This is a genomic window from Pseudomonas rosaeacicularis, from assembly GCF_057128745.1.
Window position 1 is genome coordinate 84,166 of record NZ_JBSKHT010000007.1, and the last position, 12,682, is coordinate 96,847.

Sequence of the window (12,682 nt, forward strand, 5' to 3'; positions counted from 1 at the left end):
ATACGGCGCGGTAGGAGCAGATCTAATAGGTATATGTGCGACAACCTACCGCAGGTGCTGAATCAATTCAGCAGCAATCGTATTAAGTTTTTTTAATGTGGGGGCAGGAGTAAAAGTCAGTGCAGGGAGATGCCCGCAACTGAAGATAGACTGTAGAGAAGGCCTTGAAGGCAAAAGGGTACTTAAATGGAGAGTGACGGCGATGCGAACAATATGGTGTCCCAGGGCAGGTTCGAACTGCCAGCCTTCCCCTTAGGAGGGGGATGCTCTATCCAATTGAGCTACTGGGACACATGGTCGGCACGCAGGGCGGCGCCAACAGAACGGCGTGCATGTTAACGGCACGCCATGGTTTTGTCATGTCGTCATTGGCGCCCAAGGCTGTAGTACACCGCCTGACGCAAGTAGTTCAGAAAATCATCGTGCAATTTGCAACACCCCAAAATGACATCATTGCAATGTGCAATGGGAGGAGCGTCGAGCCCATTCCTATCCAACTGATTTTAAAGGATATTTTTCTAAGATAATCATGGCATGCAGCGTGCACTATCTCCTTGTAGGAATTTCCCTTCAGAACAAACTCCAAGCTAGCCGCAGGTACCTTGAGATGAATAAGACACTCTCCTTGCTGAACGCCATGGCGCTGGTCGCACTGGTTGCTTTCCACTTCCATGATGATGGCAGCAAAACCGAGAATGTCGCCGTTCAGGCTCAACCGCACTACCTGATGAAGCAGGCTCCGCGCATTGCCTCGACGCAGGTGCAACGTGCTGATGCGATGCTGGCTAATGATGCCGACGCACCGATCAGCGTCGATCGCTCGCAGCGCTGGGTATTCTGAATACAAAAATTATCAGCTCAATTACTTTCAAGGGATGCGCCATGTCCAAAGCAGCATTATCGTTTTTCATCCTGACCATCATGGCTCTTGCCGTGGACCAGCTGCTATCCCCATCCATGGACACCTTCAGCTTGGTGGTTAAGTCCATCGCAGGCGTTTTCGCCGTTCTGTTCGTTGTCGCTCTGGTATTGGGAAGAAGAATAAAGTTTGATCCTGTGCTGCGCTGATTTGTACTCGGGCACCAAGGGCACAACATCTTGCCGCGATACGTTCGCCTCTCGCCAAAATACCCCGCCACCCTCAAGAAAGACCCTTCGTCTCTTTCTTGCCTGCGTTCTCGATAATTTCTCAGTACCCACCTACGCTGAAGACAGATAGCCATCACAGCACGCTTTCTGTGGGATCATGGCGTCGGCATGCGATCAGCGGTACGTAGGAACTTTGCATACTGGAACGCATTCCTGACATTTTGTGCTGGCTATACGCCTTTACGTGGTTCAATATTTGTCACAGATTTGACGCCAAGGATCCGTCAGAGTGATGCATTATGGCGGCCCCATTTGTTGGCTGGTTGAACATTTCGCCAAAATGACAGTCACAGGATGACATCTTGCGGCCAATGCTAGAACCGCCTCCCTCTTTGAACTAATTTGGTTAAATATATGAGCCCTATGAAACAGGCCAATTATTCAAGTCGCACAGCTGACAAGTTTGTTGTCCGCCTTCCAGAAGGCATGCGCGAACGTATCGCGGACGTCGCCAAGCAACATCATCGCAGCATGAATTCGGAAATCATTGCTCGTTTGGAACAAAGTCTTATCCAAGAAGGCGCACTGGGCGACGAGCCTACCCTGCGCCTTGACAGCCCTGAGCTGTCGCTGCACGAGCGCGAACTGCTCCAACGTTTCCGCCAGCTTGCACATCGTCAACAGAACGCCTTGGTTTCACTTATCGCTCATGACACCAGCCTGGCTAACGACGGCGAATAAGCTGACGCTACCCAGAGACTTAAAAGCCAGCATATAGCTGGCTTTTTTGTGCGCACGTTTTTTATTTAGTTAGTTAAATTGTGCATAACAAAAAACCGCCTTTAAGGGCGGTTTTTTTGTGCTTGCATCAAAGCAGAAAGATCGTGGCCAGACCCAGGAAGATAAAGAAACCTCCACTGTCGGTCATTGCCGTAATCATGACACTGGCGCCCATGGCCGGATCACGGCCAAGCCGTGCCAGGGTCATTGGGATCAGCACCCCCATCAGCGCAGCGAGTAGCAAGTTAAGCGTCATGGCAGCGGTCATCACCACGCCCAGCGACCAACTGCCGTACAGCAGGTACGCGACGATACCGATCACTCCGCCCCAAACCAGACCGTTGATCAAACCCACGACCAGTTCCTTGCGCATCAATCGCGAGGTGTTGCCGGTGCTGACCTGATCGAGCGCCATGGCCCGTACGATCATAGTGATGGTTTGATTTCCAGAGTTGCCCCCAATCCCCGCCACGATAGGCATTAGTGCAGCCAGCGCTACCAGCTTTTCAATGGAGCCTTCGAACAGCCCGATAACCCGCGAAGCAATGAACGCGGTTACCAGATTTACAGCCAGCCATGCCCAGCGGTTACGCAGGGATCGCCATACCGATGCGAAGATATCTTCCTCTTCACGCAGACCGGCCATGTTGAGAACTTCGGTCTCACTCTCCTCGCGAATCAGGTCGACCATTTCGTCGATGGTCAGACGGCCAATCAGCTTGCCATTCTTATCCACGACCGGAGAGGAAATAAGGTCGTAGCGCTCGAACGCCTGCGCAGCTTCATACGCATCGCCGTCCGGGTGGAAACTCACCGGATCATTGGCCATGACGTCGGCCACTTGCTTGTCCGGGTCATTGACCAACAGACGCTTGATCGGCAGCACACCCTTGAGCACGCCGTCATAATCGACGACGAACAACTTATCGGTGTGACCAGGCAGTTCTTTAAGACGACGCAAATACCGCAGCACGACCTCGAGACTGACATCCTCGCGGATCGTCACCATCTCGAAGTCCATCAGGGCGCCGACCTGATCTTCGTTATAGGACAAGGCCGAGCGCACACGTTCGCGCTGCTGGCTGTCAAGGGCTTCCATCAATTCGTGAACGACGTCGCGCGGCAATTCAGGCGCAAGGTCAGCGAGTTCGTCCGCGTCCATTTCTTTGGCGGCGGCCAGCAACTCGTGATCGTCCATGTCGGCGATCAGGGTTTCACGAACGGAATCGGATACTTCGAGAAGGATGTCGCCGTCGCGATCGGCCTTGACCAGTTGCCAGACCGTCAGACGATCTTCAAGGGGGAGCGCTTCGAGAATATAGGCGACGTCGGCAGAGTGAAGGTCTTCGAGCTTGCGTTGCAGCTCTACGAGATTCTGCCGGTGAACCAGTTTTTCAACCCGGTCCTGGTGCTGGCCTTCCTGGCGATGCGTCAGGTCTTCGACGACCCGCTGGCGCTGCAGCAAATCGATAACTTGAGCGAGACGATCCTGAAGGCTGTCCTGCGTTTTTTTTACTTCTACTTCGGTCATAGGCGAACTCCACTCCCAGCAGTGGAACACGCCGAGAGATCAATCAGTCGATTCTTGATTGGTGCAACTTAATTCAGAGTAACTACTGGGTAAGTCCATGGAGGTATTCCATAAGCCCCGGCGAGGCTGACGGGCGCAATCATACACCGCTTGCTGGAACTGCACGCTAAAAATTCACCTTGGAACAATCGGTTGCAACACAATCTTAACGAGTGTCCGAGTCGTTATTGCTACGGCGTCACATCCCGAGAGAAAAACACGCTCGCGTCACGAATATCCTCTGACTAGTCTGCCCGGACACCCGTCACGGAGGACGCAGAATGCTACCTACTCGCCCGCTGATCTTCAGCAGTTTGCTGATGCTGCCACTTTGCGCACTCGCCACCACAGTGCATCGCTGTGAGGACGAAGCCGGAAAAGTCACCTTCACTACGCTTGGCTGCCCGGAAGGTCAGGTGCTGGAATTGCAGGAAGCCTTCAACGCCCCGCCCGGTACGCCAGCGAGTTACCTGCCTTCTGCCGAGGCGACCTCTCGTAGCACTCAATCAGCGACCAGCACGCCAAAGGACCTGGTTGTTGTAGGACAGCGCGACGATGGCTGCGGCAATCGCTTGAACGCTGATCAACGAAGACGAGCGATCATCAATCTGCAGACCCCTGCCGGCATGACTAAGCGGGATGTGGAAAGCATGCTCGGCAAACCGGACAAGATCATCAGTCGCAATGACGAAGAACGTTACGTGTACAACCAGAAGAAAGGTCGCAGCAACCAAGTAACGTTCGACGAGAATGGCTGCGTAAAAGGAAAACGCTAGACAGCAAAAAGCCCGCATTTTCATGCGGGCTTTTCGTTTGTTGGTGCACTCGACAGGATTCGAACCTGTGACCGCTCGGTTCGTAGCCGAGTACTCTATCCAGCTGAGCTACGAGTGCAGATGGTGCTTGTTAAACCAGATCGCCACTGGGAAAAACATTAGCGGTTAAGCTAATACCTGTTGAAGCCAGGCTCTTTCAAAAGTAGTTGCTTATATTGCTATAAACAACTCTTAAATGGTGCACTCGACAGGATTCGAACCTGTGACCGCTCGGTTCGTAGCCGAGTACTCTATCCAGCTGAGCTACGAGTGCATTTGTTGCCGCGCATTATAGGCCGTCGAATCCTTTGGTCAAGCGCTTTTTCCAGTAAATTCAAACACTTACGGATCAAGCCAGAAACAACGTACTACGCAAATAATGGCGGAGAACGGGGGATTCGAACCCCCGACACCCTTTTGAGGTGTACTCCCTTAGCAGGGGAGCGCCTTCGGCCACTCGGCCAGCTCTCCGCAACACGGGGCGTATAATAACCACCCTTTTCCCCGTTTGCAAACCGAAAATTCAATAAAAATTAATGGCTTGGTTCTTCATCCTTCTCTTTCTTTATCCGCAGGTAAATCTCTTCGCGGTGAACAGCCACTTCCTTGGGCGCATTGACACCGATTCGCACTTGGTTACCTTTTACGCCCAGCACGGTCACTGTGATTTCACCATCACCAATGATCAGGCTCTCAGCGCACCGACGAGTCAGAATCAGCATACTTTTCTCCTCACGCCTTACATTCAGGGACAACAGTCTGCATAACGAACAGGCAACGGCCCGAGCCAGAATCAGCAGAGGTCACACCTGAGTATTGACGGGCGCCGGGACAATCAGAATTCTTGCGCGCATCAAAAAAAGCGAAGGGCGCCTAATCCGCGCCCTTCTTGTAGGCATTACTCGCCTTGGCGAGGAGCATCCAGTTCAAACGCGGTGTGCAATGCACGCACCGCCAACTCCAGATACTTTTCTTCGATCACGACCGACACCTTGATCTCCGACGTCGAGATCATCTGGATGTTGATGCTTTCCTTGGCCAGGGATTCGAACATGCGGCTGGCAACGCCCGCGTGGGAACGCATGCCGACACCGACGATGGAAACCTTGGCAATCTTGGCGTCGCCCTTGACTTCACGCGCGCCGATTTCGCTGGCGGTGTTTTCCAGGACCTGCAGGGCAGCCTGGTAGTCATTGCGGTGCACAGTAAAAGTGAAATCGGTGGTGTTATCGTGCGCAACATTCTGCACGATCATATCGACTTCAATGTTCGCGCCGCTGATAGGCCCGAGGATTTTGAACGCAACGCCCGGGGTGTCTGGCACGCCACGGATCGTCAGCTTGGCTTCGTCGCGATTGAAAGCGATGCCAGAAATGATCGGCTGTTCCATGGATTCCTCTTCATCGATGGTAATGAGGGTGCCCGGACCCTCTTTGAAGCTGTGCAGTACGCGCAGCGGGACGTTGTACTTGCCGGCGAATTCGACCGCGCGGATCTGCAGCACCTTGGAACCGAGGCTGGCCATTTCCAGCATCTCTTCGAAGGTGATCTTGTCCAGACGCTGAGCTGAAGAGACCACACGCGGGTCAGTGGTGTAGACACCATCGACGTCGGTGTAGATCTGGCATTCATCCGCCTTGAGCGCTGCGGCCAGCGCCACGCCCGTGGTGTCTGAACCACCGCGACCCAGGGTCGTGATGTTGCCGTTCTCGTCGACACCCTGGAAACCTGCGACCACTACCACTCGCCCGGCTTTAAGGTCGGCGCGAATTTTCTGATCGTCGATCTGCAGAATACGCGCCTTGTTGTGCGCGCTGTCGGTCAGGATGCGAACCTGGTTACCGGTGTAGGAAACCGCCGGCACGCCACGCTTGATCAGTGCCATCGCCAACAGCGCAATGGTCACCTGCTCGCCGGTGGACACAATCACGTCCAGCTCACGAGGCACCGGTTGATCATTGATCTGTTTGGCCAGCGCGATCAGGCGATTGGTCTCGCCGCTCATGGCCGAAAGCACGATCACCAGGTCATCGCCTGCTTCGCGGAATTTTTTCACTTTGTCGGCCACTTGCTCGATGCGCTCGACCGAGCCCACCGAGGTGCCGCCAAATTTCTGTACGATTAAAGCCATCTCAAAGCCGCCTCAGCCCGTGTGGGCGCCCATTAAACTTCTTCGACCTCTAATGTCAAAACCCGCTGACTGGCAGCGGGTTCCGGGAGATCGACTTAAATACCCTGCCCGGCAAACGGAACAGCCAGCGCAAGCGCTGCGTCCAGTGCAGAGGCGTCAACGCCACCGCCTTGTGCCATGTCAGGACGACCGCCACCCTTGCCACCCACGGCGGCGGCCGCTTGTTTCATCAAATCACCGGCTTTGAGTTGGCCAGTCAGGTCCTTGGTTACCCCGGCAACGAGGACGACCTTATCTTCATGCACACTGCCGAGCAGGATCACTGCGCGGCCGAGCTTGTTCTTCAACTGATCGACCAGCGCCAGCAGCGCCTTGCCATCCTGACCGTCGAGACGGGCAGCGAGGACCTTGACGCCGTTGACATCCACCGCAGAGGACGACAGATCGTCGCCTGCTGCGCTGGCCGCTTTGGCCTGCAATTGTTCCAGTTGTTTTTCCAGCAGACGATTGCGCTCAATGACAGCCGCAAGCTTGTCCAGCAGGTTGTCGCGGTTGCCTTTGACCAGCGTCGCGGCTTCCTTGAGTTGTTCTTCGGCGCCGTTCAGATAGGCCAGAGCCGCAGCGCCGGTAACCGCTTCGATACGACGCACGCCAGCGGCCACGCCACCTTCGCTGATGATCTTGAACAGCGCGATGTCGCCGGTGCGATTAGCGTGAATCCCGCCGCACAGCTCGACGGAGAAATCACCGCCCATACTCAACACGCGCACGTTGTCGCCGTACTTCTCGCCAAACAGCGCCATGGCGCCTTTCTTCTTGGCGGTCTCGATATCGGTTTCTTCGGTTTCGACCGGGGTGTTCTTGCGCACTTCGGCGTTGACAATGTCTTCCAGCGCCTTGATCTGCTCAGGTTTGATCGACTCGAAATGGCTGAAGTCGAAACGCAGACGCTGACTGTCAACCAATGAGCCCTTCTGCTGAACGTGATCGCCCAGCACTTGACGCAACGCGGCGTGCAGCAAGTGAGTAGCAGAGTGGTTCAGCGACGTGGCCTGACGCACTTCGGCCGCGACTTGCGTGCTGACCGTTGCGCCGACTTTCAAACTGCCCGACACCTGAACGCCGTGATGCAGGAACGCACCGCCGGTTTTGGTGGTGTCGCTGACGTCAAAGCGCACGTCGCCCGCGGTCAGATAGCCGCTGTCGCCAATCTGGCCACCGGACTCGGCGTAGAACGGCGTCTGATCAAGGATGACGACGCCATCCTCGCCTTCGTTCAATTGCTCGACCGCAATGCCTTCTTTATAGAGAGCAACGATTTTCGCGTCACCGGCAGTGGCTTTGTAGCCGGTGAATTCGGTGGCCACATCGACCTTGACCAGGCTGTTGTAGTCCATGCCGAACGAACTGGCAGAACGTGCGCGAACCCGTTGCGCGTCCATCTCGCGTTCGAAACCTTCCTCATCGAGAGTCAGGTTGCGCTCGCGGGCGATGTCGCCGGTCAGGTCCATCGGGAAACCGTAGGTGTCGTAGAGTTTGAACACCACATCGCCTGGCACGACGGTGCCTTTGAGCTCGGCCAGATCCTGCTCAAGGATTTTCAGGCCCTGCTCCAGGGTCTTGGCGAACTGCTCTTCTTCACCTTTGAGTACGCGCTCGATGTGCGACTGCTGGTTTTTCAGTTCCGGGAACGCGTCGCCCATTTCGGCGACCAGCGCTGCAACGATCTGATAGAAAAAGCTGCCGGAAGCGCCCAGCTTGTTGCCGTGACGGCAAGCGCGACGAATGATCCGGCGCAGCACGTAGCCACGGCCTTCGTTGGACGGCAAAACGCCGTCGGCAATCAGGAAGCCGCACGAACGAATGTGGTCGGCCACGACTTTCAGGGAAGCCTGATTGTCGTTGCTGCAACCGATCGCCTTGGCGGCAGCGGCCAGCAGGCTCTGGAACAAGTCGATCTCGTAGTTGGAATTTACGTGTTGCAGGACAGCGCTGACGCGCTCCAGGCCCATGCCGGTATCGACCGAAGGCGCTGGCAGCGGATGCAAAACGCCATCGGCAGTCCGGTTGAACTGCATGAACACGTTGTTCCAGATTTCAATGTAACGGTCGCCGTCTTCTTCAGGCGAACCCGGTGGGCCGCCCCAGATGTCGGCGCCGTGGTCGTAGAAAATCTCGGTGCAAGGGCCGCACGGGCCGGTGTCGCCCATGGTCCAGAAGTTGTCGGAGGCGTATGGCGCGCCTTTGTTGTCGCCGATGCGAACCATGCGCTCGGCAGGGACACCGATCTCTTTGGTCCAGATGTCGTACGCCTCATCATCTGACGCGTAAACCGTGACCCAGAGTTTTTCCTTGGGCAGGTTCAGCACGCCGGTGAGGAAGGTCCAGGCGTAAGTGATGGCGTCGCGCTTGAAATAGTCGCCGAAGCTGAAGTTGCCCAGCATTTCGAAGAAGGTGTGGTGACGCGCGGTGTAGCCGACGTTTTCCAGGTCGTTGTGCTTGCCGCCGGCGCGCACGCACTTCTGGCTGCTGACGGCACGGGTGTAGGCTCGTTTTTCCTGACCCAGAAAGCAGTCCTTGAACTGGTTCATGCCTGCGTTGGTGAACAGCAGAGTTGGGTCATTGCCTGGAATCAAGGAGCTGGAGGCTACACGGGTGTGGCCTTGCTCTTCGAAGAAGCGAAGGAAGGCTTCACGGATTTCTGCGCTTTTCATAGGTTCTTCCACGGGAACTGCGGCCAGAGGCAAATGCATAACGTCATCGACGTAGCGACGGCAAAGGGCCGCATTATATAGGCGTTGCACGCTCGGTACAGCGTGTTTATTCGATAGAAACAAGCAATTGGATTATCGGTCGTTCAAGCACCGGCGAACTCGGCAAATGCCGCAACGACCTGCTCGACTTGCGTGCGGCTGACATTCAAATGGGTGATCATCCGCAGGCGCGGTGCGGCGCTCAGAGTAATGCCCCGCTCGGCGCAGAATGCCTTCAACTGGTCGGCCTTATCGCCAATCTGCACGTACACCATGTTGGTCTGCACCGGCTCGATCTCGTACCCCAACTCGCTCAGGCGTTTGCCGAGCAACGCTGCGTTGTCATGGTCTTCAGCCAGCCGCTCGACGTGATGTTCCAGCGCATACAACCCGGCAGCCGCCAGGAAGCCCGCCTGACGCATGCCGCCGCCCACCATTTTGCGCAGACGGCGCGCTTTGCCGATCAGCTCTTTGCTGCCACACAGCACCGAACCCACCGGCGCGCCGAGGCCTTTGGACAGGCATACCGACACCGAGTCGAAATGCTGCGCGATCACTTGGGCATCGACGCCGAGTTTAACGGCGGCGTTATACAAGCGAGCGCCGTCCAGGTGCAGCTGCAAGCCCTTTTCAGTGGTGAGCTTGCGCGCGGCGGCGAGGTATTCCAATGACAGCACTTTGCCCTGCATGGTGTTTTCCAGCGCCAGCAGTTTCGTGCGGGCGAAGTGGAAATCGTCGGCCTTGATCGCGCCGACCACCTGATCCAGGTCCAGCGAGCCATCGGCCTGATTATCCAGCGGCTGGGGCTGAATTGATCCCAGCACTGCCGCTCCGCCGCCTTCGTATTTGTAGGTGTGCGCTTGCTGCCCGACGATGTATTCGTCGCCACGTTCACAATGCGCCATCAGGCCCAGCAGGTTGCTCATGGTGCCGGTCGGGACGTACAGCGCAGCCGCGAAACCCAGTCGTTCGGCCAGCCAGGACTCCAGACGATTGACCGTCGGATCCTCGCCATACACGTCATCGCCCAGCGGCGCACGCGCCATGGCTTCGCGCATGGCTGCTGTGGGCTGGGTCACTGTGTCGCTGCGCAGGTCGATAACCGTCACGAAGAAGCTCCCTGAAAAAGATGTCGAACCTCAGTTTTGAGGTCTTGAGGGAAGATAATCAAGGCAGCAGGCTGCAATTCCAAGGATTCGTTATAAGAAAAAGTCTGGTTCACTGTAAGAAAGCGTCCATGCACATCCGCGAAAACTGTGATAAAAACTGCCCGCCGACAACGATTAATGTCGGCAACGTTCTCAGGGCGGGGTGCGATTCCCCACCGGCGGTAATGGCGCGCAATGCGTCTAGCCCGCGAGCGCTTGGTTGGGTTCAATGCCCAGACAAGGTCAGCAGACTCGGTGTGATCCCGAGGCCGACGGTCATAGTCCGGATGAAGAGAGAACGGGATTGGCACCACAGGATCGCGTCGAAAGCACAGCCACGGGCGTACTACGCTCGTTCAGCGGCCGACCGAAACTGGCATCCCCTTCGATCCAAAGCGCCCTGTTTTTTAATTAAACAGGAGACAGAACAGATGCAACCCACAGCAATCGATAGCAAAAGCAAAGCCCACCCCAACGAACGCGTCGCCTTTATCCAGGCTTGCTGGCACAAGGATATTGTCGATCAGAGCCGTAAAGGGTTCGTCGCTGAAATGGCCAACCATGGTTACACCGAGAGCGACATCGACTTTTTTGAAGTCGGCGGTGCTTTTGAGATCCCTCTGCACGCCAAGCTGCTGGCCAATACCGGTCATTACTCAGGCATCGTTGCCGCCGGTCTGGTGGTCGATGGCGGGATTTATCGTCACGAGTTCGTCGCGCAATCGGTGATTAGCGCGTTGATGCAGGTTCAGCTGGAAACCGAAGTCCCGGTGTTCTCGGTGGTACTGACGCCGCATCACTTCCACGCAGGCGAGGAGCATCACAAATTCTTCTTTGATCACTTCGTGCACAAGGGCCAGGAAGCTGCGAAAACCGTTGCTGACACCCTGAGCAAACTGCGCGCGATTCGTCGCCCGGAAGCACAGAAGAAAGTGGCAAGCTAAAGCAAAGTCACTTCTGTAGGAGCCAACTTGTTAGCGAGGCAAGCGCTGAGGTACATCAGGCGAAATGCCTCGCGAACAAGTTCGCTCCTACAGAGATCCGCAGTGCCCCGGTAACCACCCCTACCCCAACTGCTCATCCGTCGTCGGCACGATCAATATCCCCGCCCGCAGTCCGTTCTTGACGTTTGGATTGGGAAAGATGATGCGTGCGCCCTCCTCCTCGACGACCCAGCGTGAGCTGGACGCGTCTTCAGCCAGCACAAAGCCCTTCTCCAGCACTGTGAAGTTCTCGACGTCGTTAGGCAGATTGAGCGTGAAAGCGTCGCTGCGCTTGATGATCTCCCGGGCAACGCTGAACAGCTTGAGCCCGTCGATCTCGTCACCCACCAACGGCTCAGTGCCACGAATCAGGTTGCTCAACAGCGTTCTCAACGGCGCAAGATTGACCGACTGATTCTGCCCAAAAGGCCGCGCCTTACCGAGTTCCAGCGTGAAGGATTCAGCGCCCAGCTGGTCGTAGGTGTAGGCGCTGAACACGATGGACGGTTTGTTCTGCAACAACACCGCCTCCATACCCGCGCCATGCAAACGCACCAGTTCGCGGCGCGAATGCCGGCGGCCTTCTTTCCAGGGATACAGCGCAAACTGCTCGATTTTCGAGCCGCGAATCGCCGTGTGCAGGTCGTAATGCAAACGGTCGCGATCCGGTTCGCTGAAAAACCCGGAGGCTAGACGCTCAAGCTCTCCGGCACGCAAGGCTTCTGCGCCGCTGCTCTGCTCGTGACGCCCGTTGAACAGACGGTTCACATCCTGCTCGACATACCGCTCACCGCGACGCATGGCTTCGGGGTTGCCGAACAGGAAAAGAAGACGTGCGCGTGGCTTGAGTTCGCCGCGTGCGATGCTCTGGATCAATTCATCCAGTAACTCGATGGGGGCTGTTTCGTTGCCATGGATGCCGGCCGACAACAGCAGATCAGTGCCATTGTCCCGCGCCTCTGGCGGTGTTACCTCCAGCGCGCCTTCGGCCAGCCAGCGCAGACGCACGCCTTCGACGGTGAGCTGAGTTTTCTCTGCCGGTTCATCGCCCGCGAGGGTCAGTTCAAGCAGTTTGCCGAGTGCGAGCATGGGCGCAGTTCCTGCTTAGTCGTGGGTGCAATCGGGGCCGTGGACGTGCTCGTCTTCGTCATCGCCCGCGTCCGCAGGTTCCATTTCCAGTTGCAGGCTGACCAGATTGGTGGCCAGAGGGCGCAGCAGCAGGTTGGCGTATTCGGCATCGCCTTCTTCGACGTCAACGCCGATCAGCAGCTGACCACGGCCGTCTTGCTGAATCCACAGCTCTTTGCCCTGCCAGATAACGGCAACGCGGGTGCAGGAAGTTTCCAGCTGAGTGCCATCGGTGTCTTCAAGGATCAAACGCAGGGCGTCGGTCATTTTTTACTCTCTCTTTAA

Annotated in this window: 13 protein-coding genes, 4 tRNA genes and 1 riboswitch; of the genes, 6 read left to right on the plus strand and 11 right to left on the minus strand. The window is 56.4% G+C overall.

Annotation, left to right across the window (positions count from 1 at the left end; translation table 11 throughout):
* Nucleotides 1–214: 214 nt before the first annotated feature.
* Nucleotides 215–291 (minus strand) — tRNA-Arg (locus tag ACWKWM_RS10720).
* Here ACWKWM_RS10720 and ACWKWM_RS10725 point away from each other — a divergent pair.
* From ACWKWM_RS10725 to ACWKWM_RS10740, 4 genes are all read left to right on the plus strand, one after another.
* Complete coding sequence (locus tag ACWKWM_RS10725; RefSeq protein WP_483846128.1) at nt 264–527, plus strand: hypothetical protein; 264 nt, start codon at nt 264–266, stop codon at nt 525–527. The genes ACWKWM_RS10720 and ACWKWM_RS10725 overlap by 28 nt on opposite strands.
* Nucleotides 528–607: 80 nt before the next feature.
* Nucleotides 608–841, plus strand: a complete 234-nt coding sequence (locus tag ACWKWM_RS10730; RefSeq protein WP_483846129.1) for a hypothetical protein — start codon at nt 608–610, stop codon at nt 839–841.
* Between the two features lie 41 nt (nt 842–882).
* Complete coding sequence (locus ACWKWM_RS10735) at nt 883–1,068, plus strand: PA3371 family protein (RefSeq protein WP_483846130.1); 186 nt, start codon at nt 883–885, stop codon at nt 1,066–1,068.
* A gap of 435 nt (nt 1,069–1,503) precedes the next feature.
* Complete coding sequence (locus ACWKWM_RS10740; RefSeq protein WP_483837379.1) at nt 1,504–1,830, plus strand: Arc family DNA-binding protein; 327 nt, start codon at nt 1,504–1,506, stop codon at nt 1,828–1,830.
* Nucleotides 1,831–1,957: 127 nt separating this feature from the next.
* Here ACWKWM_RS10740 and mgtE read toward each other — a convergent pair whose 3' ends face one another.
* Nucleotides 1,958–3,400 (minus strand): magnesium transporter, encoded by a 1,443-nt coding sequence (gene mgtE, locus ACWKWM_RS10745; protein WP_483846131.1) that lies wholly within the window; start codon nt 3,398–3,400, stop codon nt 1,958–1,960.
* 320 nt (nt 3,401–3,720) lie between these two features.
* On the opposite strand from mgtE, the gene ACWKWM_RS10750 reads away from it, so the two are divergent.
* Entirely contained in the window at nt 3,721–4,215 is a 495-nt protein-coding gene (locus ACWKWM_RS10750; RefSeq protein ID WP_483846132.1) for a DUF4124 domain-containing protein, read from the plus strand.
* A gap of 41 nt (nt 4,216–4,256) precedes the next feature.
* Here the strand turns inward: ACWKWM_RS10750 and ACWKWM_RS10755 are convergent.
* The 7 genes from ACWKWM_RS10755 to ltaE all read right to left on the minus strand — a co-directional run bounded on the left by ACWKWM_RS10755 (nt 4,257) and on the right by ltaE (nt 10,247).
* Nucleotides 4,257–4,333 (minus strand) — tRNA-Arg (locus ACWKWM_RS10755).
* A gap of 118 nt (nt 4,334–4,451) precedes the next feature.
* Nucleotides 4,452–4,528 (minus strand) — tRNA-Arg (locus ACWKWM_RS10760).
* 106 nt (nt 4,529–4,634) lie between these two features.
* A tRNA-Ser gene (locus ACWKWM_RS10765) sits at nt 4,635–4,725 on the minus strand.
* A gap of 62 nt (nt 4,726–4,787) precedes the next feature.
* Nucleotides 4,788–4,976, minus strand: coding sequence for a carbon storage regulator CsrA (gene csrA / locus ACWKWM_RS10770; protein ID WP_002554426.1), 189 nt, complete (start codon nt 4,974–4,976; stop codon nt 4,788–4,790).
* A 176-nt stretch (nt 4,977–5,152) separates the two neighbouring features.
* The gene (locus ACWKWM_RS10775; RefSeq protein WP_483837376.1) at nt 5,153–6,385 is read right to left on the minus strand and encodes an aspartate kinase; all 1,233 of its coding nucleotides are present in this window, start codon (nt 6,383–6,385) and stop codon (nt 5,153–5,155) included.
* A gap of 95 nt (nt 6,386–6,480) precedes the next feature.
* The gene (gene alaS / locus ACWKWM_RS10780) at nt 6,481–9,099 is read right to left on the minus strand and encodes an alanine--tRNA ligase (protein ID WP_483846133.1); all 2,619 of its coding nucleotides are present in this window, start codon (nt 9,097–9,099) and stop codon (nt 6,481–6,483) included.
* A 143-nt stretch (nt 9,100–9,242) separates the two neighbouring features.
* Nucleotides 9,243–10,247: a low-specificity L-threonine aldolase gene (ltaE, locus tag ACWKWM_RS10785; RefSeq protein ID WP_483846134.1), complete on the minus strand. Its 1,005-nt coding sequence runs from the start codon at nt 10,245–10,247 to the stop codon at nt 9,243–9,245.
* Nucleotides 10,248–10,431: 184 nt separating this feature from the next.
* Nucleotides 10,432–10,590, plus strand: a riboswitch (FMN riboswitch).
* 127 nt (nt 10,591–10,717) lie between these two features.
* Between ltaE and ACWKWM_RS10790 the strand changes: the two genes are divergently transcribed.
* Nucleotides 10,718–11,230, plus strand: a complete 513-nt coding sequence (locus ACWKWM_RS10790; RefSeq protein ID WP_483846135.1) for a 6,7-dimethyl-8-ribityllumazine synthase — start codon at nt 10,718–10,720, stop codon at nt 11,228–11,230.
* A gap of 120 nt (nt 11,231–11,350) precedes the next feature.
* Here the strand turns inward: ACWKWM_RS10790 and astE are convergent, their stop codons facing one another.
* On the minus strand, nt 11,351–12,358 hold the full coding sequence (gene astE, locus ACWKWM_RS10795) for a succinylglutamate desuccinylase (RefSeq protein WP_483846136.1): 1,008 nt from the start codon (nt 12,356–12,358) through the stop codon (nt 11,351–11,353).
* A 15-nt stretch (nt 12,359–12,373) separates the two neighbouring features.
* On the minus strand, nt 12,374–12,664 hold the full coding sequence (locus tag ACWKWM_RS10800) for a topoisomerase II (RefSeq protein WP_483846137.1): 291 nt from the start codon (nt 12,662–12,664) through the stop codon (nt 12,374–12,376).
* Nucleotides 12,665–12,682 lie beyond the last annotated feature (18 nt).

Excerpts from the sequence above, each read along its gene's own strand:
- ACWKWM_RS10740 (WP_483837379.1), top strand. The coding sequence starts at position 1,504 with ATGAGCCCTATGAAACAGGCCAATTATTCAAGTCGCACAGCTGACAAG.
- ACWKWM_RS10790 (WP_483846135.1), top strand. The coding sequence starts at position 10,718 with ATGCAACCCACAGCAATCGATAGCAAAAGCAAAGCCCACCCCAACGAA.
- astE (WP_483846136.1), bottom strand. The coding sequence starts at position 12,358 with ATGCTCGCACTCGGCAAACTGCTTGAACTGACCCTCGCGGGCGATGAA.
- mgtE (WP_483846131.1), bottom strand. The coding sequence starts at position 3,400 with ATGACCGAAGTAGAAGTAAAAAAAACGCAGGACAGCCTTCAGGATCGT.
- ACWKWM_RS10775 (WP_483837376.1), bottom strand. The coding sequence starts at position 6,385 with ATGGCTTTAATCGTACAGAAATTTGGCGGCACCTCGGTGGGCTCGGTC.
- ACWKWM_RS10730 (WP_483846129.1), top strand. The coding sequence starts at position 608 with ATGAATAAGACACTCTCCTTGCTGAACGCCATGGCGCTGGTCGCACTG.
- ACWKWM_RS10750 (WP_483846132.1), top strand. The coding sequence starts at position 3,721 with ATGCTACCTACTCGCCCGCTGATCTTCAGCAGTTTGCTGATGCTGCCA.
- ACWKWM_RS10725 (WP_483846128.1), top strand. The coding sequence starts at position 264 with ATGCTCTATCCAATTGAGCTACTGGGACACATGGTCGGCACGCAGGGC.
- ACWKWM_RS10735 (WP_483846130.1), top strand. The coding sequence starts at position 883 with ATGTCCAAAGCAGCATTATCGTTTTTCATCCTGACCATCATGGCTCTT.
- alaS (WP_483846133.1), bottom strand. The coding sequence starts at position 9,099 with ATGAAAAGCGCAGAAATCCGTGAAGCCTTCCTTCGCTTCTTCGAAGAG.
- csrA (WP_002554426.1), bottom strand. The coding sequence starts at position 4,976 with ATGCTGATTCTGACTCGTCGGTGCGCTGAGAGCCTGATCATTGGTGAT.
- ACWKWM_RS10800 (WP_483846137.1), bottom strand. The coding sequence starts at position 12,664 with ATGACCGACGCCCTGCGTTTGATCCTTGAAGACACCGATGGCACTCAG.